This is a genomic window from Massilimicrobiota sp. An105 (assembly GCF_002161155.1).
GTDB lineage: Bacteria > Bacillota_I > Bacilli_A > Erysipelotrichales > Coprobacillaceae > Allocoprobacillus > Allocoprobacillus merdigallinarum.
The window spans coordinates 19,444-45,705 of the sequence record NZ_NFLY01000018.1 but is presented as its reverse complement, the minus strand read 5'-3'; the positions used below and the strand labels follow the sequence as shown (position 1 = coordinate 45,705).

Below are 26,262 nucleotides of genomic sequence, written 5' to 3'. Positions count from 1 at the left end.
ATAATTCTAAGCATTGTTAGAGAATGAACAATGTTTGATATGAGAAGTAAGGAATGCCTTTTTTATTCTCTTTCCTTATTTCTATTTATATTATAGTCCTCTATTTTAGCAGAGTCAAGTATAGAGTGCTAAAAACATTTTTTCACACATTATGTCAACATATAATCATATGAATTTATTAAAAATCTGTATTTACAAGAGTTTATCTAATTCCATTAATAATCTTGATTTCATTATCCTTAATTCTTCATTTGTAGGACAGTTAGAATCATCATACATTTTTTGCATTGGATACCACCAGACAGGTCCCTTACCATTATTACCATATTTTCCTAAATCACCATTGACTCTTGGAAATAAATGCCAGTGAAGATGTGTATCTCCATTTCCCAATAATTCATAGTTCATTTTTTCTGCATTAAAAGCTTTAGAAACTGCTTCAGCTACAATAGACATTTCTTCTAAAAACTTCATTTTTTTGATTGTTTCTAAATGAAATAATTCTTTTTTATGATCTTTATATAAAAATAAAGTATATCCCTTAAAATGCTGATTATCTCCAATAACCACATAACCAGTTTCAAGTTCTTTTACAAAATATGGATTTGTACCATTCTTTATCATTTTTATTCTGTCACAAATTAAACACATTTTAATCACCTCACTAAACCGGAATTTGTAAATATCATTTTACATTTTTATATGAAATCACAATATGACTTGGTGCAAATAATACTGATGCAATAATCAATAGCACTGACCTACTCATAATCCCACTAAATAAGAACAACATTGAAGGAATAATAGAAAGTGCTAATGCTCTGAAAACGCTGTTTTTCTTAAAACATATAATCCAAATAGCACAATAAAGCATTACCAATATGGTATCTACAATCAGATATAGTGCAAATGCTTCGTCAGACCACCACCCGAACCAAGTTCCCGGAATATTGATTATCATGAATCCGAAACAACCCAATCTCCCTACTTGTTCTGTGACCTCAACATATTTATTGTTCCACTTATTATCAAATCCATCTTTGCACTTAATCGCAAATACAACATTGGGTATCATAATGACTGCAATAAAAATCAGCCCAAAAACATTAAACCATTCCATATTATCTACCATCACAAACTTCTAATTTATATAATAGCATTTTCCATTGATTTTTCTTTTGTAACTTTTTCACCTAAATAATTAGCAAGCTTTTCTGTAAAAAAGCTAAAGTAAGATACTCCGTTGTTTCTTTTATTTTGAAAATATGGCAAAAATCCCCATAGTGTTGATGGAATCCCTATTACTATTAAATATAATGGTCCAAAAATAAGGGATTGAATTGTATGACCATATTCGTGAACTAAAAGCCTTTTACTTAATTCTTCATCTGGTATCTTATTTTTTGTTCTTTTATCTTTCATCGGATTAGTTGTTGTAAAGACGAACATTCCCAAAGATACACTTGAAGGGACATTTCTTTCAGTAATAATTGCACCGTGATAAAAATAATGTTTATTTTTTATATTAATTAAAAATACTATAAATCCTAACAATGTTTGTGGCAATCCCCAAGTGCATTGAATTAATATATATATTACATTTTTCATAACTAACTCCAATCTACAACTTACTATTTCTCATCATCTAATAACTGTATTTTAATCACATCATTTATTTCTGCTGGTTCTGTTTCTTGTATACTACCAGTAAATATAATTGATATATTATCTCCTATTTCTAGCTCATCAGCATTTATTTTAGTATGTCGCCATTCTAATTCAGTAGCCTCTGTAATTATAAACTCAAAATTTCCACGAAAGTTTATATCGTTTATATCTAAGCCTTTTACTGTTAATGCTATATTATCTATTGTAAAATTAGTATCTCTTATATCCGTAATTGTTGCATAAAAAGTTTGATATGATACCTTATGATTATCTAAGTTTTTTTCAAAATCATCATAAGCTCTCTTGTACCCTATAAAATAACTTATAATTGCCACAATTATTACCGCTATAATACATAAACATACTATTTTTTTCTTTTCCATAATTACCTCCAAATAATAAATTACTATTTGTATTGACGATATTTTTTAGGATTTATCTTAGGTATTATAATTGATAGAATAACCATTATTGCAATTATCCCAAGTCCAACACATAAAACAAAATCATTGTGATTAAAGCTGCCATATAATAAAAGAAATGCTCCTATTCCGCAGAAAACAACGCATTTTCCAAACAAATGACATATTGCTTTCTCATTGTATGTTGCTTTTTCTTCTTTACTCATCGTATTCCATCCAGCAAGAAACCAAGTACCCTTTTGATTATAAATATTCACACCCCACACTACTGCCCCCAAAGAAATTGCTAATGTAAGGACTATCTCGAAGAAATTCATATTTTCAACTCCTTCCATAAAAACACCTTGATAACTTCCAATTTACTCATTTCTTCTATCACCTACTAATAGTATTTTAATTTATATCACTCATTTTTTGATTTCACTTTTGCCGGATTGCCTACTGCTATAGAATTGTTTGGAATATCTTTTGTTACAACACTTCCAGCACCAATAACCGAATTATCCCCAATAGTCACTCCCGGTAAAATAGTACAATTTCCTCCAATCCATACATTTTTACCAATAGTTACAGGTTTGCCAAATTCAATATCTGAAATTCTTTCATCTGGAACTAATGAATGACAAGCTGTATAAATATGGGTATTTGGTCCTATTAAAGTATGCTCTCCTATTTTTACAGGGCAAACATCTAATATGACGCAACCATAATTAAGCATAACATTTTTTTCAATGAAAATATTATATCCATAATCACAAAAAAATGGTGGTTTAATCCAAAATTTTCCGTTAGTATTTATTAATTTTCTCATTAATCGTGATTTCATATTGATCTCATTAAAACTTCTTTTATTATACTTAGTACATATTCTATTTGCTCGTGCTCGTTCAAGAACAAGTCTGGGATTAGCAGGATTATATTTTTCTCCAGAAATCATTTTTTCTTTTTCTGTTTTCAATCTTATCATTCCTTTTTATAATTTTAAACTACTACTTATTTTTTGATTAAAGAATCTATTCCTAAACCAACACATAAACCTATACTTATCCCAAAGCATATACATATAGGAATGTTATCAGTAAACAGTCCTATAATGACTCCTAGTGATGTTCCAATACACATTCCTATTGACATTCCTTCTCACATATATGTTTTTATTTCATCTTTATTTTTCAATAAATATATTTAACTTTCTGTTGCTTTTTCCAACTTTTCTTTCATTGGTGTTAAAAACGGACGTATCGGTTCTAAAACTTTCATGTTTCTTAATAAAACCATAGCCATATTTCGATCTCTTTCCATAAAGTCATCAACAGCATACCATAATTGTTTTTGACAATCTTCTTGTCTATAATCTGAAAGTGAAATCAATGCATAACAATAAAAATAGGCGACAATATCAAAATCTAAACAGTGTCTTTTCTGGTTATATTGAGGAATATTTGTTTCTAAAAATTGCAAAACTGTATCGACTGTATGTGGTTTTTTAGAAAAAGGAATCATTCTTTCATATTCTTTTTTTGTTATGGGAGCATGTGTGAGAGTTGCTAATTTACGACATAACTGCCATATTTCCTCAAAAGATGCACCAACTTCTTTGGCAGCTTCCATTAAAGGCAAGGTACTTTTAGCTACCCAAATATTCTCTCCTTGAAATTTTGGACCAGTTATAACAAATGTTTTATGATTCTTAATACAATCTTGAAGATAAGCCTCTTGCTTTTCTCGATAATCTCTTAATTCATCAATTGAAGGTATTTTCTTTCTAGTCATATTTTTTCTCCTATATCCCATATTATATCAACAGAAGATAAGCTATTCAACAAAATCACCACTTACAAAATCTCCTATAATCATTGTATTTAAAAAGAGAACATTTCTGTTCCCTACATATCAATTTGAATATGACTTCCTACTCTTTCTTTTACTTTTTCTTGCATACGTTCTTTTGAAATTGTTATCCCATTGTATCCTTGTAAAGCATGTTTTTTAGCAAGTTCATCTGTATAATCTTTTAATCTATATACTGTAAATTTCTCTCTTGTATCAATGATATTCTTTTGATTCGTTGTTTCATAATGATTCATAAGTGGTACTAAAGTGACATTTTGAATAGACCACTCACTTCCATCTTTTTTAAAATCACATGTCAGCATTCCACCTAATTGAGAATCTTCTTCTAACATTCCACTAATAAAATTACCCAAACTATATGCTACAAGTGTTTGATGACCATCTTGACCTTCAATCCATTCTACAGGCTGTAAAGTATGCGTATGTGTTCCTAAAACGATATCAACACCTAAATCAGCTAAAAACTTCGCATTTTTCTTTTGAAATGGTTGTGGCTCCATATCATTTTCAATACCCCAATGACAAGATACAATCACAATATCACTGATCTCCTTTGCATTTTCTACATCGTTTTTCATTTTTTCTTCATCAAAATCATTAATACAATAAGATGGATAATCTTCTGTATAATTTAACATCTGATTATATGCTAAAAAAGCTATACGTAAACCATCCTTTTCAACAACCTGGATCTGATCACGTTCTTCTTGAGACTGATATAATCCAATATAATGCATATCCTGATAATTTTTAAAAACCTGGATAGAATGCTGGATTCCTTCATATCCTTGATCTAAGGCATGGTTAGTAGAACCATTGACAATATCAAACCCAACATCATGTAAATTCTTTGCCATAGCATCAGGAGTATTAAAATAAGGATAGCCAGATGCTTTACCCCCACCTAATATTGTTTCCTGATTGACAAAAGCCAAATCAGCCTGTTCAATATATGGCTTTATATTTGTATAGTAGGATGAAAAATCATAATCATCATCCGTTTTTGCTTCATCCAATAATCTTTGATGCATTAAATTATCCCCAACGGCGACAAACGAAACTGTATCATCTTTTTTTGGTTCCTGAACTTTTTCTTTTTTTGGTGTATTTTGACAGCCAGAAATCAATAAAACAGATATCAATAATTGGATAATCTTTTTCATTTATTTAGTTGTACTCCCAAATCCACCATTACGAATCTCATTTGCATCATCATCTTCAACAAGACCATATTGCATAAAGATTCCTTGCGCAATCCCTTGTCCAGGTAAGACTTCTACAGTTTTATTTTCATTTGTATCATTTGTCATCTTAATAAAGATATGCCCCTCATTATCTGAATAAAAATAATCACTATCAATAACTCCCACTGTATTGTTTAATTGTAGACGATACTTAAATCCTAGTCCACTTCTAGGATAAATCATTAAAACCCATCTTTCATTCATTTCACAACGAATACCAGTTGGAATCTTGATTGTTTCCTGTGGTTTTAAGCATATATGAATAGGTGTATAAAAATCATATCCCGCTGAACCTTTAGTCGCACGTTTAGGTAATTGAATAGAATCATAAACAGATTGAATCTGTTGCTTAGAAGCATGTGCATCATAATCTAAATAAGCTTCCTCAAATTGTTGATAAGATACTTTATAAAATTTTGCTGTTGTCATATTTTTCTCCTTAACCTTCATAATATTCTTCTAATGTTTTGTTTTCCTGATGTAATTGTGTAGCTAAATCTACACCTACATAACGAATATGCCATGGTTCATACCCATAACCTGTAATACGCACTTTATCTTGAGGATAACGCAAAATAAAGCCATATTTATAAGCATCACTTTCAATGAATTTTCCCAGTGGACTATCAGCCACTTTTTCACTTAAACGATCTCCATCCATAGTATAGGATATATCTACACATAAGCCTAGTTCATGTTCACTACGACGAGGATAGGCATTATATTGAATAGCATGCTCTTGGCCAAACACTTTTACAGAATTATCCCAATAAAGCTGTTGTGTTTCTGGTTCACGATAGCCTGAAATGGTATAAATCTCAATGCCTTTTTCCTTGGCTGCCTGATAAAATTGCGTGTATGCCTGATTCGCTTCATGACGCAACTTTTGACTACAATCAATCACTTTTTCTAAATCATCAGGCTTCCATCCCTCAGGTATTTCATGTAACTTATTGACAAGAACAGTCACATCATCAGGATTTTCAACAATATCCGCCTGTGCTGTGATAGGATTAATCAAATCCCCCACATATTCCACAACATCTACAATCAAATCCTTTTGAGCTTTATTTCCAGCCTGATCTTCGACAGAATAATGGACAGTTTTCTTCCCTACCGTAGATGTATCTATATCACTGTAGCTCACCTGATCCATTAAATCACCATCTTGTAAATCGCTGGCTTTTTCAATATAAAGACTATAATCAAATGTATCATTTAATGCTATTTGAACTCTTGATTTTGTTAACGTTAAAACAGGAGCTTCCTTGTCTTGTGATTGACATCCTGTTAACATAAACATAAAAGAGAGTATCCCTATGACAATTTTTTTCATGACTACCTCCATAACATAACGACTTATTAAAACTATACCCTTACTTAGCTACCATTATAAACCAATTCTACGAAAAATTCCTTAATATTTACTTAATTTATTTCATTTGACAACATTCACACGAATTCATATAATATCGTCATAAAAAAGGAGGATATTTCTATGCAATATGCTATTATTTTTTCAAGTCCAACAGGAAATACACAAATGTTGGCTGAAACTATTAAAAATCATATAAAAGGAGAATGTTGTTATTATGGAAAGGCTGACTTGGCACCATTGATGGCTGATTATATTTTTGTTGGTTTCTGGACAGATAAAGGAACATGTGATGAATCAATTCAGGATTATTTAAAACAACTCCATCATCAAAAAATCTTTTTATTTGGAACTGCTGGTTTTGGTGGTAGTCAAGAATATTTTGATGGTATTTTAAAACGTGTCCAAACTCATATTCCTGATGATAATCAAATTGTGGGACAATTTATGTGTCAAGGAAAAATGCCTATGAGTGTCAGACAACGTTATGAACAAATGGCACAAAAACAGCCGGAAAAATTTATTCCTATGATTGAAAATTTTGATCAGGCATTATCACATCCTAGCCTAGAGGATTTACAATCATTTATCCAACAACTTTCAGTCATTCAATAATCGAGATCATCATAGGATTCATACTTATGATGATCTTTTTATCTCTTTAATCATATGAATATTACAATTTTTTTAAGTATTTTTTACATTCTTTTAATATTTTTGTGGTAATATATACACGTTAGGAGGGGGATATATGCCAGCCATATATACACATTATTGTTTTGGGGAAGAAATGAAAAAAGTTTATTCACCCCATCTTCAAAAAATCATTCAAGACAATATTGAACTTTATGAAATAGGTTTACATGGTCCTGATATTTTTTTCTATTATCAGATTTATCATCATAATGATTTAAATCGTTGGGGAAGTGCCATGCATAAACAAAAAGCTTATGACTTATTTGAAAATTCTCGTCATGTTATTTTAGAAAAAAGTCATAAAGAAGCCAAAATAGCCTATATGTTAGGTTTTATTGCTCATTTTGCATTGGACTATGAATGTCATAGTTATATTGAAAAGAAAATGCAAGCTTCACATGTTTCACATTCCTTAATTGAATGTGAAATGGATAAATATTTATTGATTAAGAATCATCAAAAACCGTTATACACAGATTTAACTCAGCATTTACATCCCACTATGGAAAATGCCAAAGTGATTCAAACTTTTTTTAATCAATTTAGTGTTCAACAGATTTTATCAACATTAAAATCCATGAAAACATATAATCGTTTTCTAGCGAGTCATAATCCATTCATCAGAACATTAGTGAAAGTCTTTTTATTGATTTCAGGTAAATATAAAGGTTATCGTGGATTGTTGATGGATCAAAAAGACCACGAAGCATGCAAAGATAGTAATCTACGTTTAGAAAAATTAATGAAAAAAGCCATTCCACACTGTCTTGAACTCAGTGAAAATTATTATACATACTTAACAAAAAACGAACCACTCAGTCATGATTTTTTAGCACATTACAGTGCTCAAGAGGGTTGGGAAAATATTCCAGTATTATCGTATGAAAAGGAGAAAGAATATGACATCTAAAACAACATCTTTAGAAAAGAAGTGGATTATGTATGATATTGGAAACTCTGCTTTTACATTACTTGTTTCTACAATCATGCCTATTTATTTTAATTTCTTAGCTGACAGTGCACATATTTCTGAAACAAACTATTTAGCTTTTTGGGGGTATGCAACATCTATAGCTACAATCATTACAGCTATTCTTGGTCCTATATTAGGAACTGCTTCTGATTTTAAAGGATGGAAAAAGAAGCTGTTCATGGTTGCTTTACTCATTGGCGCATTGGGTTGTATTTTACTTGGATTTACTTCATCCTGGTTATGGTTTTTATGTTTATTTGTGATTGCAAAATCTGCTTATTCATTAAGTCTTGTTTTTTATGACTCTATGCTTATAGATATTACAACTCCAGAACGTATGGATAATGTTTCTGCTAAAGGATATGCCTGGGGATACATTGGGAGCTGTATACCTTTTATAGCCAGCTTAGCCCTTGTATTATTCTATGAAAAACTTTCATTAACAATGGAAACAGCCATGAGTATTTGTTTTCTTTTGATTGCCTTATGGTGGTTATTATTGTCAGTTCCTTTAATTCTAGGATATCATCAAACATATTATTTAGAAAAAGAAAACCATTATGTTAAAGCCAGCTTTCTACGTTTAAAAAATATTTTTAGTGAATTAAAAGATAATCCAAGAGTGTTATTCTTCTTGCTTGCCTTTTTCTTTTATATTGATGGTGTTTATACTATCATTGATATGGCAACGGCTTATGGAACTGCTTTGGGTTTAGATACAACTGGTTTATTATTAGCGTTGTTATTAACCCAAATTGTTGCCTTCCCTGCTGCTTTAATCTTTGGAAAATTAAGTAATCTTATTGAAAATACAAAACTGATTAAAGTTTGTATTCTTGCTTATTTCCTTATTGCATTATATGGAATCACTCTCCAACAACAATATCAATTCTGGATTTTAGCTGTTGGTGTTGGAATCTTTCAAGGAGCTATTCAATCCTTATCACGTTCTTATTATGCTAAAATCATTCCAGCCAATCGTTCTGGTGAATATTTTGGTTTATATGATATTTGTGGAAAAGGTGCTTCTTTTATGGGAACAACTCTTGTTTCCCTTATTTCTCAAGTTACAGGTATGATGAATATAGGTGTAGGTTCATTAGCCATTATGTTTCTTATTGGATTGTTCTTCTTTATCAAAACTGAAAAATAACATGACAGACTCTGGTATAGAGTCTTTTTTATATACGATATAAATCTTGTCCTAGCTTTTTTAAAGCATGAAAATTTATAATGATAGTAAGTCAAATGAAAAGACAATAGTATGAACTGTTAGTATTATTTGATATTGATATAAAAGAATTTTTAGAATGAATATAGATTTTTTGAATACTACATATTTTTCTAAAATATAGAATATAATGAATTTTTTGTTTTCTATGCTTAAAATATTGAATCACATTAATATTTAAACTATACTTTAAATAGAGAAAGGATTATATTTATGCAAGGGCATCATTAACGAAATATATTATTTTTCTAACAGATTTTTGCTCAGTGTTAAGTATTATTATTATGCAAAAGGATAAATTTCAAAAATAATGAAAATTAATTAAATTATTATTTTATTTAGGATTTTGTTAGGCGGGAATAATATGATTGTCAAAAAAACTTTCAAATTATTTGCATCTGTTATAATTTTGTTTTCTTTGGTATTAAGTCTTTTCATTAGTCCTGTTGCTGCTAATAATAATAACACTATTGAGCCAAAAGCTGTTGAAAGATATACGAAAACCGTTAATGTTGCTTGTCACGATCCAAGTTGGGGTTATGTTACTGTAAAAGTCACAATTTCTCATAATATGACGACTGGACGTTTTACTGTTGACTCTGCAACAGGAACAGGGCACTTTAATGCAGCATGGCCTGGTGTTAAACTTAAAAGTGTGACAACAAATCCTGCTGTGGGAAGTGTTATTAATGGATCAATAATCAAAGTAACTGTTTATTATACTAATATTTTTGATCTGACTAGTACTACGCACCATGCTTCAGATAATATCGAACTTTAGAAATTAATTTTAAGATAAGAATAGTGGTATTGATGGACCACTATTCTTGTTTATAAGGTGGGGAGAATTATGTTAAAAATTGACAAATTAAATATTATCTACAATGATAGTAAAACTATTTTTAAAGATGCTTTCATTGAAATTCCTAACTCATCTTTTATATCAATTACTGGGCCTAGTGGTTCTGGGAAAACAACTTTGCTTAAATTCATTCTTGGAGAAATAAATAATTCCAATGGAATAATGAGTTATGATAATCAAATAATTGATGAATCTTATAGAAATGATTTTCTTTTTAATGAAGTCAGTTATATAGATCAGGAAGGCCATTTTTTTGAGAACATGTCAATACAAGACTATTTTGAGTTTGAATGTCGTATTCATGGTATTGCTTTTTCTAGGGAAGAAATGATAAAAAATTTGAAACAAGTCCGATTAAAAAATATTCCTTATCACAAATCACCAAAGCTGTTATCTACTGGTGAAAGAAAAAGATTTTTGATTGCTGTAGCGCTCATGATGAAGAAAAACCTCCTGCTCATTGATGAACCGACGGCTTCTCTTGATTATCATCATAAGACCATTCTGCTCGATATTCTTCATGAACTCTCTCATCAGGGCATGAGTATCATTGTGACTACGCATGACGAGGATGTTCTCAATACCAGTGATTTCATTTATGAAATTCATGATCACCAACTTATACAGAAAACGTTTAAGAATATAGCAGAAAAACAGATTCACAGGAAAATGATGAAGCCTCATTCCATCAATTATGCCAAATATAAGTCACTGAAATTAATATTTCTGTTTATCATATGCATATGCATTGGTGGTGCATCTATAGGCTTGATTGCACAGAATATAGCTACACTCATATCACTCAACAGCACGACTCAGGTTGAACAGATTTCAGATGATACGGCTTTGTTTCTGGTCAAGAAATTAGATCCTCGCTATATCCTAGAAAATTCGAATATTTTTGATTTCCACTATCAATTTGAAGGAATTGATTATATTTCAGAAGATGAACTTGCTGCCATCCAGAACATTCCTGGTGTTCATGCTATTCTTCCATGCATAGATATACGCAAAACTGATCAGATGGCTCCATTTCGTCTTTATCAGGATGGTCAATTGGTTGACACAGTTGAAACTATCGCAACAACGTTTCAAACATACAATCGTGATATCTATTTAACAGTTTATTATCCTGAAGAGCATATCCAGGATGATGGTCATGACATTGAAGGAATCTATATCAATGATATCCTGTATAATATGCTGGAAACACAGGTGGATTCATTGGACTCATTAGAACAGCTTTCCATTGAATTTAATGCTGTTTGGGTTGATAGCTATGAATCATCAACATCTGAAGAGAAGATGCCTCAATTGAATTATATCTCTAGTAGGAAAGATCTTTCTATTCCCATTGATGTTGACAAGGTCCTTGATGCAACTGAGGTTTTAGATACAAGACAGCAAGCAGCTGGACGCATCTATATTCCTATCAATATGTTCAAGACAATGTATGATATTGACGATTATCCAACTAGACAATACAGAATCATCTGTGAAGCAGGAAAGGAAGAAGACATCAAGATTGCTATTGAAGATATGGACAGTCTTTATTTTGCTTCTAATATAAGTCTGTCCAATCAGGATTATGTTCAATACTTCTATGAACAGACTCAAACAAATCAATCCTTATCTGTCGTTATTTCTTTCATTTTATTTATTGCTTTATTCATGCTGATATATGCATATTGTCAAACAAGAAAAAAAGAGATTCCATTACTAAGAAGAGAAGGATTGAATCAAAAAATCATAAAAAAATATCTAAACAGAGATTTTATATATATGAGCATTGGTTGGTTTATACTCACTGTAATCTGGATTGGAATTTATGGTTTCCTGATTTTATCTACCATGAGAATGACAATTTCCCTATCTTTATATACAATAGTCGCAACAGTTATCGCATTGGTTATGATAGGACTTGTCTATGTGCTATCTTCCTTGATAATAAAAAGGAATATAAAAGGTGTGAGTTAAATGATTGAAATTAAAAACATACAACTTTCATTTCCTTCCAAAGTATTAATCAAATCAGGGGACATAAATATTCCTTCTGGACAGATAACAGGCATCATAGGAGAAAGTGGTACAGGAAAGACAGTTTTATTGCAGGAAATTGGACTTTTAAGAAAGGATTGTCATTTTGACTATGTCTTTGATGATATGCATATCAACGCATACAATGATAAGCAACGTGCAATGGCAAGATGTCAAAATATCTCCTTTGTATACCAAGATGTCTGTTTCTTTCAGAAAATGAATCTGAAAGAAAACATTGAATTTTTTGCAATGCTTACTCATAAATCACTGACAGAGGATGATATTCACAAGCTTCTGGATATGGTTCATCTTGATTTTGATCTTTCAACATCAATTGAAACCATGTCTGGAGGAGAAAAACAAAGATTGGCCATTCTCTGTGGTCTGATTAGAGATGCTGATTTATTTATCTTTGATGAACCTACAGCTTATCTGGATGCTTCAAATACTGCGATTATTATTGAACTTCTTAAAGATCTGGCATATCAAAAAAAGAAAATGGTCCTTGTTGCAACTCATGATCCCCGTCTTATCGATGTCTTTGACAACATATATCAGATACATTCTCAAAAACTGGAAATTACAAAAAAAGCAGAGGATAACCACATCAAGCATACACGCTCTCCTCTTAGGCTCTCTTTTCAGATTCTTAGAAAATATATGAGTCTGACTCATTTCCGATACAAATCAAAATTCATCATGCTTTTTTCCATTGCTGGAGTTATCTGTACATTGCTCGCACTTATCTTCACATATTCCCAGAATTATCAGTCCATCATGGGTGCACCTCTTTTAGATATCCTGCATCATGCAATCCTCGTTATCAAGAAAGATACTCAACTCATAACGCCTTATGAACAGGCGCTCATACAAAGACAGCTTATGGAATATGAAACCTATAATGATTACACATATACCGCTTATATCGATTCTACACCTGTATATATCAAAGCTTATTATCCTCATCAAAAGGATACAATTCCTGTCATGGAGCAAGAAAATCTTCCAGCCAGTTTCAATCACAAGGAAGTTGAAGATGTTTATATGACCTATGGACTCTATCATACCATTTTAAACAGCTTTGACTCTTTTACACTGAAAGATCAACAGAATCAGACAATTGAAATACAACCAAGTAAGGTCCTCAATCCTCACTTCGATTTATCTTTCAATATTTATATTCCTTATGAAACCTTCATGGATTATCTTTACTCAACTAACATTGATTTGTCAAAGACAGGCGTCCAATGCATCAATGTTTATATTCATAATCTATCAGATATATCTAATATTCAAAGACTTCTTCCTTCAGATTATGATATTCTTGATGAAAATAATCTCATGTTTCATGTTGATTCTGCAAGACTCTTTGATTCGAATTATATTTTCATTATTGTTGTCATTGTTTTAATAGCGTTTATTATTTATAAAATATATAGCCTTATTCTTGAACAACAGAATATTGCATTGCTTTCATCTTTAGGAATCACCTCTGTTCAACTTATTCAAATAATGACATATAAAGAAGGAATTCATCTTTTGCTTTCATTTATATGTACCTGTGTAATGAGTGCTCTCATACTAATGCTTCTTGGGTTATTTTCATTTCAGACATGGGGAAATATGATTCTCGCTGCCAGCTTTTGTCTAATCTTAATATTTATGATTATTTTGATTGCATTTTATATAATGATTAAGGTATTTCCACCATATAAATTATTAAAATAGATATACTCTTGTAAGTGCCAAATTATGTTTAGAAAATAATTTTACACTTACCTTTAAAAAAGGATGTCATAAAAATGACACCCTTTTTGAGTTCTATTAAATTTTTGTTATATCAATAAGTGATGTATCACCATGATGTCTTTTTTCAAGACAATTGATTAATGCTTGGGCTGTATCCAATGATGTATAAATTGGAATACCTGCTTCTACCGCAAAGCGACGAATCATAAATCCATCTTTTAAATTATTGTTTCTTGTTGGTATATCAATGATTAAATCAACTGTATCAGTTAACATTAAATCAAAGATTGTATTTTTCTTATCAGCAATGTAATTGACAAGATGAGCAGGAATTCCATGTTCAATAAGATACGTAAATGTTCCAATTGTTGCATAAATGTCATAACCAAATTGATGATATTGTTTTGCAATTGGTAAGAATTCTTCTTTGGCACTATCTTTAATCGTACAGATAATATTCTTTTTCTTTGGCAAATCAATACCTGTCGCAATAAATGCTTTATAAATGGCTTCATCAAAGTCTTTAGACACACCTAAAACTTCTCCTGTAGATTTCATTTCAGGGCCTAAGCTGATTTCTGCACCAGTAATCTTTTCAAATGAGAAGACTGGCATCTTAATAGCCACTGTTTCTTTTTCTTTAGCCAATCCATATTCATATCCTTGTTCCTTGATTGTTTTTCCCATAATGACATGTGTTGCGACATCTACCACAGGAATATCAGTAACCTTAGAAATATAAGGAATAGTACGTGAAGAACGTGGGTTCACTTCAATAACATAGACCTGATCTTCATAAACAATAAATTGAATGTTAATCAATCCAATGACATGTAACGCTTTTGCTAGTCTTTGTGTATAATCCACAATCACATCTTTAATTTCCTGTTTAATCTTTTGTGGTGGATATACTGAGATACTATCTCCACTATGCACTCCTGCACGTTCTACGTGTTCCATGATACCTGGAATCAATACACCATGTTCATCACAGATAGCATCGACTTCGACTTCTTTACCAGATAAATATTTATCAATCAAGATAGGATGTTCCTGATATTGACGATTAATGATTCCCATGAATTTCTTGATATCACCATCATTTAAAGCAATTTCCATTCCAGCTCCACCTAATACATAAGAAGGTCTGACAAGCACTGGATATCCTAAACGATTAGCAACCTCTAAAGCTTCTTCTGTTGTAAAAACTGTTGAACCCCTTGGACGATCTATATCACAACGCTGTAAGATTTCATCAAATCTTTCACGATCTTCAGCAGCATCTACATTATCAGCTGATGTTCCTAAAATAGGAACTCCCATTTCCATTAAGGCTTTTGTAAGCTTGATGGCTGTTTGTCCACCAAATTGTACAATGGCACCATCTGGTTTTTCTAAACGCACAATACTTTCTACATCTTCAGGTGTCAATGGTTCAAAATACAGACGATCAGCAATATCAAAGTCTGTCGATACTGTTTCTGGATTATTATTCACAATAATTGTATCATAGCCAGCTTCCTTTAACGCCCAGACACAATGAACAGAACAATAATCAAACTCTATCCCTTGTCCAATACGGATTGGTCCTGAACCTAAAACCATAATTTTCTTTTTATCATCACGAGGATCAACTTCATTATGTTCTCCATATACAGAATAATAATAAGGTGTTGTTGCATCAAATTCAGCTGCACATGTATCTACTGTTTTATAAACAGCTTCGATATGATGATCTAATCTCATTTGATGAATATCTTGAGTTGTATGATTTGTGTACTTAGCAATAATTTGATCTGGGAATTCTAATCTTTTAGCAAGTTTTAATAATTCAACAGTCAATGGTTCTGTTTTTAATTGTTGTTCGACTTCCGTTAAATGTTTGATTTTATCAATAAACCAGCAATCAATACGTGTTATATCATGAATTTCCTGTTCACTCATTCCTTGTCTTAAAGCCTGTGCTACTACAAAGATACGATGATCATCAACATCTTTTAATTTGACTTTTAATTCATCTAATGAAAGTCCATCGACTTCAGGAATATGTAAATCATAAACATTTTGTTCGAGAGAACGTAAAGCTTTCATAAAAGCTCCTTCAAAATTATGAGCAATACTCATGACTTCTCCTGTGGCTTTCATCTGTGTTCCTAGTTTTCTAGATGCCCCAACAAATTTATCGAATGGCCATTTTGGAATCTTACAAACAATATAATCTAACGTCGGTTCATAAGAAGCATATGTTTTTCCAGTAACTGCATTTTTAATTTCATCCAATGTATAACCTAAAGCAATTTTCGCTGCCAGTTTGGCGATTGGATAACCTGTTGCTTTTGAAGCTAAAGCTGAAGAACGCGAAACACGTGGATTAACTTCAATAACGCAATATTCAAAACTATCTGGATTTAAAGCATACTGCACATTACATCCACCTTGAATATTTAAGGCTGTAATAATATTTAAAGCCGAACTTCTTAACATCTGATATTCTTTATCAGATAAAGTTTGACTTGGTGCCACAACAATACTATCTCCCGTATGTACACCAACTGGATCAAGGTTTTCCATATTACATACTGTAATACAGTTGCCATGTCCATCACGCATCACTTCATATTCAATTTCTTTCCATCCGGCAATACTTTTTTCAATGAGGCACTGACTCACACGTGATAAACGTAATCCATTAGAACAGATATGATGAAGTTCTTCTTCATTATCGGCAATTCCACCACCTGTTCCTCCTAATGTATATGCTGGTCTAACAACAACTGGATAACCAATTTTATTTGCAAACTCAATGGCTTCATCTACATGATTCACGACAATTGATGCTGCACATGGTTCTCCAATCTTTTCCATTAATGTTTTAAACTCTAAGCGATCTTCAGCCAGTTTGATTGTATCTGTTGAAGTTCCAATAGTACGCACATGATGTTTGTCTAAAAATCCTTCATCAGCTAAAGCCATCGCAATATTTAAAGCATTTTGTCCCCCAAGTGTCGGTAAAATGCTATCTGGTTTTTCAACTTCAATTAAATGTTTCACAACTGGTACAGTTAATGGTTCTATATAAACCTTATCAGCAATATCTTTATCTGTCATGATTGTGGCTGGATTAGAATTAATAAGGACAACTTCTATTCCTTCTTCTTTCAAGGCTCTACAAGCCTGTGTTCCAGCATAGTCAAACTCTGCTGCCTGCCCAATGATAATTGGTCCAGACCCAATCACTAATACTTTTTGAATATCATGATTTCTAGGCATTTTGATTTCCTCCCATCATTTTGATAAATTCGTCAAATAAATATGATGTATCTAATGGTCCAGCACATGCTTCTGGATGAAACTGCACTGTTTTAATAGGTTTTTGTAAATATTCAATACCTTCTAATGTGCCATCATTGACATTTTGGAACCACATTTTTGCGACTGTTGGATCCAAAGATTCATCTTTGACGACATAATTATGATTTTGTGTAGAAATATACACACGATTTGTGTTTAAGTCTTTAACTGGATGATTAGCTCCATGATGACCATATGTCATCTTTTCTGTTTCAAATCCGTGCGCCAAAGCCATCAACTGATGTCCTAAACAAATCGCAAAAATAGGCATTTCACTTTGACTTAATATTTTCATATTGTCAATAATATCTAAACATTCAGATGGATCACCAGGCCCATTAGAAAGCATAATCCCATCAAAATGTCCATCAAGAATAATTTGAGCAGGTGTATGTGCAGGGAGAACTGTCACTTCACAATCTCTTTTCACCAATTCTCTCGCAATATTTTTCTTGGCACCAAAATCATATAAGGCAACTTTATATTTTCCTTGACCCAAAACATAAGGTTCACAGCATGTTGTTTGTTTCACAACACCAGAAACTTTATACTCATGAATTCGTTTTAAAACATCACTTAAATCATCATAGTGATGTGTTGTAATCAAACCATTCATACAACCCTTATTTCTGATTAATTTTGTAATATATCGTGTATCAACACCTTGAATTCCCACAATATCATGTTTCTTCAAATAATCTTCTAAATCCATATTCTTTCTAAAATGACTGCCTAATCTTGCCAATTCATTCACAACAAAACCTTCTACATATGGTTGTCTTGATTCCTGATCTTCCAAGCAAACACCGTAATTTCCAATCAATGGATATGTCATCACAACACTTTGTCCAGCATATGAAGGATCTGTTAAGACTTCCAGATATCCTGTCATAGATGTATTAAAGACAAACTCACTAATGACTTCCTTATGACCACCAAAATGTTCACCTTCAAAGACATGTCCATCTTCTAATATCAAATATGCTTTCATTGTTACCTCCTTATATCATAAAAAAACATATCCATAAAAGATATGTTTTTAGAAATATAAAAAATGAGAAAAAGATGTTCTAACAATCGTTGTATCCATAACTTGTTTTCCCACCATAATTCTCATTCCTTTCTATTTATTCTTGTATAGTATAGTCAAATTTAACATAATTATCAAGATATTTTTTCATAATTTTTTATTATCATAATTTTAAATTATTAATCATTACTCATTAATTGCTTTTTCCCCTGTTTCACGCGTACGAATTTTCATAGCATTATCAAGCTTATAAGTAAAAATCTTACCATCTCCTACTTCTCCAGTATAAGCCGCCTGACAAATCGCTTCAATCGTTTTTTCAGCCCATTCTTCACTGCTGACAACAATTTCAAATTTAATTTTTGGTAACATGTTCACTTCAACTTCCTGACCACGAACATATTCTGTATAGCCATGTTGCAATCCACATCCCATCACTTGAGATACTGTCATACCATTGACTTGGATACGAGCAAGTGCTTCTTTGACTTCTTCATACTTTTCTTCTCTTACAATTGCTTCAACTTTAATCATATTCACTTTCCTCCTAATCTAATCCATTAAAAGACGGATAAGCATTTTCCTGATGTTCAGAAATATCCAATCCTTTTTGTTCTTCTTGTTTAGAGACACGAAGGGTTGTGAAACATCTGACAATAGCAATACAAATCAATGTCCCTACCACTGCCACTGCAATCGTAATAAGAATACTTGCTAATTGAGCTAAAAACAATTGAGTATCACCAAAGAATAAACCATTCCATCTAGCAACATCATTAATAGAAGTCTGAGTAAATAACCCTGTCGCAATTCCACCCCAGATACCACCAATACCATGGCATCCAAAAGCGTCCAAAGCATCATCATAACCTAATTTCTGTTTCACTTTAGAAATCATCAGATAACAGATAGGACTACCAACCAATCCAATAATGATAGATGCCCAGATAGGCACATATCCTGCTCCTGGTGTAATAGCGACAAGACCGACAACCATACCTGTCACACTTCCTACCAACGTTGGTTTTCCACTCATGAATACATCCATCAGCATCCATGATATCATTCCAGCAGCTGCTGATAGACCTGTTGTCATAAAAGCATGAACAGCTAATTCATTAGCCTGTAAGGCACTTCCAGCATTAAAGCCAAACCATCCAAATAAAAGTAAGCTAGCACCTAAGACAACAAATGGAATATTATGCACATGATATTGTACACGTAAGTAATCTTTACGTTTTCCTAAAACAATACATAAAACCAGCGCACTGACACCAGAACTGATATGGACAACATTTCCACCAGCAAAGTCTATTGAACCAATCTTCGCTAAAAAACCACCAAGGCCCCAAACCATATGAGCCATTGGATAATAAACAATCACTGACCAAAGAATAATAAACAAAAACAAAGCTTTAAATTTCATACGTCCAGCAACTGCTCCAGTAATTAAAGCTGGTGTAATAATGGCAAACATCATTTGAAAAATGGCAAACTCTAAATGAGGAATTGTGGATACATAATCTGTTGTACTTCCTTCGATGCCCTGTAGACCTAACCAGCTGAAATCTCCAATGATTCCAAAGTGATCATTTCCAAAAGCCAGTGAGTATCCAAATAATGCCCACATCACTGCTGCAATCCCAATGACAAATATAGAAGTCATCATTGTATTGACAACATTTTTACGGCGAACAAGTCCACCATAAAAGAATGCAAGTCCCGGTGTCATTAATAACACCAGGGCACTACATATTAACATAAAACCAATATCCCCTGAATTCATATCATAGACCCCCTAACTTTATTTATTATTCATTCATATAGCTATATCCCATTAAGTATTGATCAACTTCTTTGGCACATTCATTACCTTCAGCGATAGCCCAAACAACAAGAGATTGACCACGATGCATATCCCCTGCAACGAAAATCTTCTCTTCCTTTGTCGCATAACTCTTTGGCATTGTCGTCACAACTTGACGTTGATTTACCGATAAATCAAACTGTTCTTTGATATCGTCTTCAATACCTACAAATCCTGCCGCAATCAACAATAAATCTGCCTTTACTATTTTTTCACTATCTTCTTTTTCAACCCATTGACCATCAACCATTCTCCCCTGAACAGTTTTCACAGCTTTGAGTTGTCCATCTTCTTCAATACATTCTTTAATCGTTGTTTCATAAACACGTGGATCTTTCTTAAAAACAGCCAGACTTTCTTCTTGTCCATAGTCTGTTTTCAATTCATCTGGCCACATTGGCCAAGGACGTGTGTTTTGATGAGGTGGACATGGCATCATTTCTAGTTGTGTAACTGATGCACATCCCTGACGAATACATGTTCCTACACAGTCATTACCGGTATCTCCACCACCTACAACAACCACATGTTTTCCTTTAGCATCAATACGTAAAGGACTTTGATTTAATAAATCTTGTGTTACGCTTTTGAGAAAATCCACTGCAAAGTAAATTCCTTTAGCTTGTCTCCCTGGTACATTTAAATCACGTGCTTTTTTCGCTCCACAACATAACACAACTGCATCATATTCTTTTAATAATTCTTCTTTCGTTATATCTTGTCCAACATGAACATTGGTATAAAACTGAACCCCTTCTTCTTTCATTAATTGAATACGACGTTCAATAATCTGTTTTTCAAGTTTCATTTGAGGAATACCATACATCAATAATCCTCCTAAACGATCATCTTTTTCAAAAACACTGACCTGATGTCCACGTTGATTTAATTTATAGGCTACCGTTAATCCTGTAGGACCACTGCCAATAACAGCTACTTTTTTAAATGAACATACAGATGATTTTTCAGCTTTCATCAATTGATTCTGATAAGCCTTTTCAATAATAAATAATTCATTATCTTTAATGGTCACGGCATCTCCATGCAATCCACATACACATGCCTTTTCACATAATGCGGGGCACACACGTCCTGTAAACTCTGGGAAGGGATTTGTTTTTAATAGACGTGAAAGTGCACGTTCATCATTATGGTGAAAGATTTCATCGTTCCACTCTGGAATCAGGTTATGTAAAGGACAACCTGTAACCATATGATTGATTTCAATAGCTGATTGACAAAACGGAACACCACAATTCATACAGCGAGCTCCTTGCTGACGACGTTTTTCATCCAAAAGAGGGATGTGGAATTCCTGAAAATCAGCGATTCTTGTTTCTGGTGATTCAGTGAAATTATCTTCTCTATCAAACTCTAAAAATCCTGTAGCTTTTCCCATACATTACCCTCCTATTGATGAACTTCTTTAAAGGCCATTAATGCAGCCTCATCATGTGAATAGCCTTGTTTTTCAAAGCTTTCAATATTATCTAACATACACGCATAATTAACTGGCACAATCTTTTTAAAATGTGGTATCCATGCTTCAAAACTTTCCAAGATATCTTTAGCCAGTAATGACCCTGTATATTGCACATGTTTTTGTAATAACAATTTTAAATCTTCTATATCCTTATGCTGTTTGACTTCCTGCATTGTGACTAATTCTTTATTTAAACGTAAATATAAATCATGATCTTTATCTAAGACATAAGCGATACCCCCGCTCATTCCTGCCGCAAAGTTCTTTCCTGTTTTTCCTAAAACAACCACTTTTCCACCAGTCATATATTCAAGTCCATGATCACCACAGCCTTCTACCACAGCAATCGCACCAGAATTACGGACCGCAAAACGTTCACCAGCACGACCACTGATATAGGCTTCTCCTGATGTTGCTCCATATAAGGCAACGTTTCCAACAATGACATTATCTTGAGCCACAAATTGAGCATTTGAAGAAGGATGAATAATCAGTTTTCCACCAGATAATCCTTTTCCAAAATAATCATTGGCATCTCCTTCAACTTGCATTGTGAGACCTTTTGGTATAAAGGCTCCAAATGATTGTCCGGCTCCACCAATACATTCAATCTGATAAGTATCATCTTGCAGATTGTTTTGGAAACGTTTTGTGATTTCACTTCCCAGCAATGTTCCTAAACTACGATCAAGGCTGGAAATATGTATTGTCTCCTGATGTGGCTGTTTTGTTTCCAGATAAGAAAGGAATCTTGGTAACAAGACTTTTAAATCCTGACTATCTTCTAAGTGGAAATCAAAAACATTTTCTTTTTGGAAATGCACATTGAGATCCTTTTTTGTAAAGAATGATTCTAATTCCTGATATTCTGGTTTGACTTTCAGAACTTCCATATGTCCTACCATTTCATCTATGCTATGGAATCCCAGCTGTGCCATAATTTCACGGAGTTCCTGAGCAATAAATTTCATAAAATTCATAACATATTCTGGTTTTCCTTTAAAACGTTTTCTAAGCTCAGCATTTTGTGTTGCGATACCGACTGGACAAGTATCAAGATTGCAGACACGCATCATGACACAGCCCATTGTAACTAATGGGGCTGTCGCAAAGCCAAATTCTTCTGCACCTAATAATGCAGCCACCGCAACATCTCTTCCTGTCATTAATTTTCCATCCGTTTCTAAAACAACACGCGTTCTTAAATCATTTTCAATCAGACTTTGATGTGCTTCTGCCAATCCCAGTTCCCAAGGCAATCCTGCATAATGAATCGAACTTTGCGGAGCTGCCCCAGTTCCTCCATCATAACCAGAAATCAAAATGACTTCAGCTCCAGCTTTCGCAACACCGGATGCAATCGTTCCAACTCCAGATTCTGAAACAAGTTTGACAGAAATACGTGCATCACGATTGGCATTTTTCAGGTCATAAATCAATTGTGCCAAATCTTCAATAGAATAAATATCATGATGTGGTGGTGGTGAAATTAAAGTCACTCCTGGTGTTGAATAACGTGTTTTGGCAATCCAAGGATAGACTTTCTGTCCTGGCAAATGTCCACCTTCTCCCGGCTTTGCGCCTTGTGCCATCTTAATTTGAATTTCTTTAGCACTCACCAGATATTCACTTGTAACACCAAAACGTCCACTAGCCACCTGTTTAATAGCACTATTCGCCTCAGTATATAATCTGTCTGGATTTTCTCCACCTTCACCAGAATTCGATTTTCCACCTAAACGATTCATTGCCACAGCTAAACATTCATGTGCCTCCTTAGAAATAGAACCATAAGACATCGCTCCTGTTTTAAAACGTTTGACAATATCATCAACACTTTCTACTTCTTCTAAAGGAATAGATTGTCTTTGTGTCATATCAAATTCTAATAAATGACGTAAAGCAAAGGGTTGACTTTCCAACTGACGTGAATATTCTTTAAATAATGTATAATCTCCACTTTGAGTCGCTTTTTGAAGTAAAACAATTGTTTCTGGACTATACATATGAACTTCACTTTGTGGTCCACGTCGAAATTTATGAAAACCTAAACTTTTCAACGATGTATCTGTCTTTAATCCTAATGGATCAAAGGCATGATCATGATAGTAACGAATATCATTTTCAATATCTGTCAAACCTTTTTCTCCCACACGATAAACTGTATGAGGGAAATAGTTTTCCATAATATCTTCTTTTAAACCGACAACTTCAAAGATTTGTGCAGACTGATATGACTGTAAAGCAGAAATACCCATCTTCGCCGCAATCTTGACAATACCTTTTAAGATGGCATGATTATAATCTTCAATAGCCTTATTTTCCTCTTTATCCAACATATTAAGCTGAATCATTTCCATGATACATTCATGGGCCAGATATGGATAAATAGCTGTAGCACCAAAACCTAATAAACAGGCAAATTGATGAACATCACGTGGCTCACCACTTTCTAAGACAATGGACATCGCTGTTTTTCTTTTAGTTTTCACCAAATGACTTTCTACAGCTGAAACAGCCAGTAATGAAGGGATAACCAAATGATTATCATCGACACCTTTATCAGAAAGAATTAAGATATTGACACCTTGACGATAAGCTTTATCACAATCAAGAAATAACTGATCTAAAGCTTCTGTTAAGGAAATCCCTTTATAATATAATAAAGAAATGACTTGGCTATGGAAACCATCACAATTTAACTGTTTGAGTTTATCCATATCACGACTGTCTAAAATCGGATTATTGATTTCTAAGACCTGACAATTATCAGATTGATCCTGTAATAAGTTTCCATTAGATCCTAAGTATACTGTTGTATCCACAACGACTTCTTCTCGTAAAGAATCAATAGGTGGATTGGTCACTTGCGCAAACTGTTGTTTAAAATAATGGAATAATGTTGGATGTTTTTGACTCAACATAGCCAGTGGAATATCTGTTCCCATGGATGCTGTAGGTTCTACACCATTTTTCGCCATAGGTAAAATCATATCTTTGACATCTTCATATGTATAACTAAAAATTTTATATAAAATATCACGATCACCTTGACTATGAATATGTGATTTTTTATCTGGAGCTGGTAAATCTTTTAAATGTAATAAATAATAATCCAACCATTCTCCATAAGGATGTTCTTTAGCATAGCTCATTTTACATATATCATCTTCAATCAGCTGCTGTTTTTGAGTATCTACTAATAACATTTTTCCTGGTTGAAGACGTGATTTTTTCACAATATGACTTTCATCAATATCTAAAACGCCAACTTCTGATGATAAAATCAAAGTCTGATCATCTAAAATATAATAACGTGATGGTCTTAAACCATTTCTATCTAAAGTGGCTCCCATGGAAATACCATCAGAAAACAAAATAGCAGCAGGTCCATCCCATGGTTCCATCATTGTCGCATAATAATGATAAAAATCTTTTTTCTCTTGTGACATGGCTGTATTTTTCCATGGTTCTGGAATCAATAGCATCATAGCTTTAGCTAATGGCATCCCATTCATATATAGGAACTCTAATGTATTATCTAGCATGGCTGAATCTGAACCATGTACATCAACAATTGGGAAAACCTTTGTCATATCTGATGAAAAATACTTTGAATCTAATGTTTCTTCTCTGGCCAGCATACGATTCGCATTACCTCTAATTGTATTAATTTCTCCATTATGAGCAATCATACGATTAGGATGTGCTCTTTGCCAGCTTGGATTGGTATTGGTAGAAAAGCGTGAATGAACCAATGCTATGGCACTATGATAATCATGATCTTGTAAATCATCATAGAATTGTCTTAATTGATGAACAAGAAACATCCCTTTATAGACAATTGTTGATGAAGATAATGAAACCACATATGTCTGTGGTGAAGATTTTTCAAATTCACGACGAATCACATATAATACTCTTTCAAAGTCCATTCTTCGTTGACAAGTTTTAGGTTTTTCAATAAAGCATTGCATAATATAAGGCATACAATCCTTAGCCTTTTGACCTAAGATATCTTCATGACATGGCACTTCTCGCCACCCTAGAAATGTGGCCTGATGTTTCATGACAATGCGTTCTAAAGTTTTCATAGCTTTTTGTCTTGTCAGTGTTTCCTGTGGCAAAAAGAACATTCCCACTGCATAATCATATGGTTGAGGCAAAGCAATATGGAGATTATGTGCAACTTTATTAAAGAAACGATGTGAAATCTGTAATAAGATTCCAACCCCATCACCGACTTCTCCACTGGCATCTTTTCCAGCACGATGTTCTAGTTTTTCAACAATTGTAAGTGCCTGATCAATAACCTGATAATCCTGTCGTCCATCAATATGAACGACAGCGCCAATACCACAGGCATCATGTTCTCTGACATGATGCAATCCCTGATTATACTCTTTCATCAAATCAT

At 33.0% G+C, this 26,262-nt stretch carries 23 protein-coding genes; 6 read left to right on the top strand and 17 right to left on the bottom strand.

The window, feature by feature from the left end:
* Positions 1 to 192: 192 nt before the first annotated feature.
* The 11 genes from B5E48_RS06725 to B5E48_RS06680 all read right to left on the bottom strand — a co-directional run bounded on the left by B5E48_RS06725 (position 193) and on the right by B5E48_RS06680 (position 6,524).
* Complete coding sequence (locus B5E48_RS06725) at positions 193 to 651, bottom strand: HIT family protein (RefSeq protein ID WP_087304541.1); 459 nt, start codon at positions 649 to 651, stop codon at positions 193 to 195.
* Between the two features lie 34 nt (positions 652 to 685).
* On the bottom strand, positions 686 to 1,132 hold the full coding sequence (locus B5E48_RS06720) for a hypothetical protein (RefSeq protein WP_005330834.1): 447 nt from the start codon (positions 1,130 to 1,132) through the stop codon (positions 686 to 688).
* A 14-nt stretch (positions 1,133 to 1,146) separates the two neighbouring features.
* Entirely contained in the window at positions 1,147 to 1,608 is a 462-nt protein-coding gene (locus tag B5E48_RS06715; protein ID WP_087246076.1) for a hypothetical protein, read from the bottom strand.
* A gap of 23 nt (positions 1,609 to 1,631) precedes the next feature.
* Entirely contained in the window at positions 1,632 to 2,051 is a 420-nt protein-coding gene (locus B5E48_RS06710) for a hypothetical protein (RefSeq protein ID WP_087246078.1), read from the bottom strand.
* A 23-nt stretch (positions 2,052 to 2,074) separates the two neighbouring features.
* Complete coding sequence (locus B5E48_RS06705; protein WP_087304540.1) at positions 2,075 to 2,425, bottom strand: DUF3784 domain-containing protein; 351 nt, start codon at positions 2,423 to 2,425, stop codon at positions 2,075 to 2,077.
* A gap of 68 nt (positions 2,426 to 2,493) precedes the next feature.
* Positions 2,494 to 3,057: a sugar O-acetyltransferase gene (locus B5E48_RS06700; RefSeq protein ID WP_087244743.1), complete on the bottom strand. Its 564-nt coding sequence runs from the start codon at positions 3,055 to 3,057 to the stop codon at positions 2,494 to 2,496.
* Positions 3,058 to 3,083: 26 nt separating this feature from the next.
* A complete protein-coding gene (locus B5E48_RS13715) occupies positions 3,084 to 3,224 on the bottom strand; it encodes a hypothetical protein (protein ID WP_164483584.1) in 141 nt (46 codons plus the stop codon).
* Between the two features lie 51 nt (positions 3,225 to 3,275).
* Positions 3,276 to 3,863 carry a hypothetical protein gene (locus B5E48_RS06695; protein WP_087304539.1) on the bottom strand — a complete coding sequence of 196 codons (588 nt, stop codon included), beginning with the start codon at positions 3,861 to 3,863 and terminating at the stop codon, positions 3,276 to 3,278.
* Positions 3,864 to 3,976: 113 nt separating this feature from the next.
* Positions 3,977 to 5,107, bottom strand: a complete 1,131-nt coding sequence (locus B5E48_RS06690; RefSeq protein WP_087304538.1) for a CapA family protein — start codon at positions 5,105 to 5,107, stop codon at positions 3,977 to 3,979.
* Entirely contained in the window at positions 5,108 to 5,617 is a 510-nt protein-coding gene (locus B5E48_RS06685; RefSeq protein ID WP_087297395.1) for a dCTP deaminase/dUTPase family protein, read from the bottom strand.
* 10 nt (positions 5,618 to 5,627) lie between these two features.
* Positions 5,628 to 6,524 (bottom strand): D-alanyl-D-alanine carboxypeptidase family protein, encoded by an 897-nt coding sequence (locus B5E48_RS06680; RefSeq protein WP_087304537.1) that lies wholly within the window; start codon positions 6,522 to 6,524, stop codon positions 5,628 to 5,630.
* 162 nt (positions 6,525 to 6,686) lie between these two features.
* Here B5E48_RS06680 and bilS point away from each other — a divergent pair, with 162 nt between their 5' ends.
* The 6 genes from bilS (at position 6,687) to B5E48_RS06650 (ending at position 14,093) form a co-directional block, all read left to right on the top strand.
* The gene (gene bilS, locus B5E48_RS06675; RefSeq protein WP_087304536.1) at positions 6,687 to 7,178 is read left to right on the top strand and encodes a flavodoxin family protein BilS; all 492 of its coding nucleotides are present in this window, start codon (positions 6,687 to 6,689) and stop codon (positions 7,176 to 7,178) included.
* Positions 7,179 to 7,314: 136 nt separating this feature from the next.
* Positions 7,315 to 8,169: a zinc dependent phospholipase C family protein gene (locus B5E48_RS06670; protein WP_087244749.1), complete on the top strand. Its 855-nt coding sequence runs from the start codon at positions 7,315 to 7,317 to the stop codon at positions 8,167 to 8,169.
* Positions 8,159 to 9,385, top strand: a complete 1,227-nt coding sequence (locus tag B5E48_RS06665; protein ID WP_087304535.1) for an MFS transporter — start codon at positions 8,159 to 8,161, stop codon at positions 9,383 to 9,385. The genes B5E48_RS06670 and B5E48_RS06665 overlap by 11 nt, the downstream gene beginning before the upstream one ends.
* Before the next feature lie 442 nt (positions 9,386 to 9,827).
* Positions 9,828 to 10,244, top strand: a complete 417-nt coding sequence (locus B5E48_RS06660) for a hypothetical protein (RefSeq protein WP_087304534.1) — start codon at positions 9,828 to 9,830, stop codon at positions 10,242 to 10,244.
* Positions 10,245 to 10,313: 69 nt separating this feature from the next.
* Complete coding sequence (locus B5E48_RS06655) at positions 10,314 to 12,302, top strand: ATP-binding cassette domain-containing protein (protein WP_087304533.1); 1,989 nt, start codon at positions 10,314 to 10,316, stop codon at positions 12,300 to 12,302.
* A complete protein-coding gene (locus B5E48_RS06650) occupies positions 12,303 to 14,093 on the top strand; it encodes an ATP-binding cassette domain-containing protein (protein ID WP_087304532.1) in 1,791 nt (596 codons plus the stop codon).
* A 96-nt stretch (positions 14,094 to 14,189) separates the two neighbouring features.
* On the opposite strand, the gene carB is transcribed toward B5E48_RS06650, so the two are convergent.
* The 6 genes from carB to gltB all read right to left on the bottom strand — a co-directional run bounded on the left by carB (position 14,190) and on the right by gltB (position 26,254).
* Entirely contained in the window at positions 14,190 to 17,384 is a 3,195-nt protein-coding gene (gene carB, locus B5E48_RS06645; RefSeq protein ID WP_087304531.1) for a carbamoyl-phosphate synthase large subunit, read from the bottom strand.
* Positions 17,377 to 18,456 carry a carbamoyl phosphate synthase small subunit gene (locus tag B5E48_RS06640; RefSeq protein ID WP_087304530.1) on the bottom strand — a complete coding sequence of 360 codons (1,080 nt, stop codon included), beginning with the start codon at positions 18,454 to 18,456 and terminating at the stop codon, positions 17,377 to 17,379. The genes carB and B5E48_RS06640 overlap by 8 nt, the downstream gene beginning before the upstream one ends.
* Positions 18,457 to 18,681: 225 nt before the next feature.
* Complete coding sequence (locus B5E48_RS06635) at positions 18,682 to 19,029, bottom strand: P-II family nitrogen regulator (protein ID WP_087304529.1); 348 nt, start codon at positions 19,027 to 19,029, stop codon at positions 18,682 to 18,684.
* A gap of 13 nt (positions 19,030 to 19,042) precedes the next feature.
* The gene (locus B5E48_RS06630; protein ID WP_087304528.1) at positions 19,043 to 20,281 is read right to left on the bottom strand and encodes an ammonium transporter; all 1,239 of its coding nucleotides are present in this window, start codon (positions 20,279 to 20,281) and stop codon (positions 19,043 to 19,045) included.
* 25 nt (positions 20,282 to 20,306) lie between these two features.
* Entirely contained in the window at positions 20,307 to 21,761 is a 1,455-nt protein-coding gene (locus tag B5E48_RS06625) for a glutamate synthase subunit beta (RefSeq protein ID WP_087304527.1), read from the bottom strand.
* An 11-nt stretch (positions 21,762 to 21,772) separates the two neighbouring features.
* On the bottom strand, positions 21,773 to 26,254 hold the full coding sequence (gene gltB / locus B5E48_RS06620) for a glutamate synthase large subunit (protein WP_206407327.1): 4,482 nt from the start codon (positions 26,252 to 26,254) through the stop codon (positions 21,773 to 21,775).
* Positions 26,255 to 26,262: the final 8 nt, after the last annotated feature.

What these genes read in the sequence shown, in the direction of transcription:
- B5E48_RS06640 (WP_087304530.1), bottom strand. Translation starts at nt 18,456, where the DNA reads ATGAAAGCATATTTGATATTAGAAGATGGACATGTCTTTGAAGGTGAA.
- B5E48_RS06655 (WP_087304533.1), top strand. Translation starts at nt 10,314, where the DNA reads ATGTTAAAAATTGACAAATTAAATATTATCTACAATGATAGTAAAACT.
- bilS (WP_087304536.1), top strand. Translation starts at nt 6,687, where the DNA reads ATGCAATATGCTATTATTTTTTCAAGTCCAACAGGAAATACACAAATG.
- B5E48_RS06635 (WP_087304529.1), bottom strand. Translation starts at nt 19,029, where the DNA reads ATGATTAAAGTTGAAGCAATTGTAAGAGAAGAAAAGTATGAAGAAGTC.
- B5E48_RS06680 (WP_087304537.1), bottom strand. Translation starts at nt 6,524, where the DNA reads ATGAAAAAAATTGTCATAGGGATACTCTCTTTTATGTTTATGTTAACA.
- B5E48_RS06660 (WP_087304534.1), top strand. Translation starts at nt 9,828, where the DNA reads ATGATTGTCAAAAAAACTTTCAAATTATTTGCATCTGTTATAATTTTG.
- B5E48_RS06625 (WP_087304527.1), bottom strand. Translation starts at nt 21,761, where the DNA reads ATGGGAAAAGCTACAGGATTTTTAGAGTTTGATAGAGAAGATAATTTC.
- B5E48_RS06670 (WP_087244749.1), top strand. Translation starts at nt 7,315, where the DNA reads ATGCCAGCCATATATACACATTATTGTTTTGGGGAAGAAATGAAAAAA.
- B5E48_RS06650 (WP_087304532.1), top strand. Translation starts at nt 12,303, where the DNA reads ATGATTGAAATTAAAAACATACAACTTTCATTTCCTTCCAAAGTATTA.
- B5E48_RS06700 (WP_087244743.1), bottom strand. Translation starts at nt 3,057, where the DNA reads ATGATAAGATTGAAAACAGAAAAAGAAAAAATGATTTCTGGAGAAAAA.
- B5E48_RS06715 (WP_087246076.1), bottom strand. Translation starts at nt 1,608, where the DNA reads ATGAAAAATGTAATATATATATTAATTCAATGCACTTGGGGATTGCCA.
- B5E48_RS06690 (WP_087304538.1), bottom strand. Translation starts at nt 5,107, where the DNA reads ATGAAAAAGATTATCCAATTATTGATATCTGTTTTATTGATTTCTGGC.
- B5E48_RS06710 (WP_087246078.1), bottom strand. Translation starts at nt 2,051, where the DNA reads ATGGAAAAGAAAAAAATAGTATGTTTATGTATTATAGCGGTAATAATT.
- B5E48_RS13715 (WP_164483584.1), bottom strand. Translation starts at nt 3,224, where the DNA reads ATGTCAATAGGAATGTGTATTGGAACATCACTAGGAGTCATTATAGGA.
- B5E48_RS06685 (WP_087297395.1), bottom strand. Translation starts at nt 5,617, where the DNA reads ATGACAACAGCAAAATTTTATAAAGTATCTTATCAACAATTTGAGGAA.
- B5E48_RS06695 (WP_087304539.1), bottom strand. Translation starts at nt 3,863, where the DNA reads ATGACTAGAAAGAAAATACCTTCAATTGATGAATTAAGAGATTATCGA.
- B5E48_RS06705 (WP_087304540.1), bottom strand. Translation starts at nt 2,425, where the DNA reads ATGGAAGGAGTTGAAAATATGAATTTCTTCGAGATAGTCCTTACATTA.
- carB (WP_087304531.1), bottom strand. Translation starts at nt 17,384, where the DNA reads ATGCCTAGAAATCATGATATTCAAAAAGTATTAGTGATTGGGTCTGGA.
- B5E48_RS06725 (WP_087304541.1), bottom strand. Translation starts at nt 651, where the DNA reads ATGTGTTTAATTTGTGACAGAATAAAAATGATAAAGAATGGTACAAAT.
- B5E48_RS06630 (WP_087304528.1), bottom strand. Translation starts at nt 20,281, where the DNA reads ATGAATTCAGGGGATATTGGTTTTATGTTAATATGTAGTGCCCTGGTG.
- B5E48_RS06720 (WP_005330834.1), bottom strand. Translation starts at nt 1,132, where the DNA reads ATGGTAGATAATATGGAATGGTTTAATGTTTTTGGGCTGATTTTTATT.
- B5E48_RS06665 (WP_087304535.1), top strand. Translation starts at nt 8,159, where the DNA reads ATGACATCTAAAACAACATCTTTAGAAAAGAAGTGGATTATGTATGAT.
- gltB (WP_206407327.1), bottom strand. Translation starts at nt 26,254, where the DNA reads ATGAAAGAGTATAATCAGGGATTGCATCATGTCAGAGAACATGATGCC.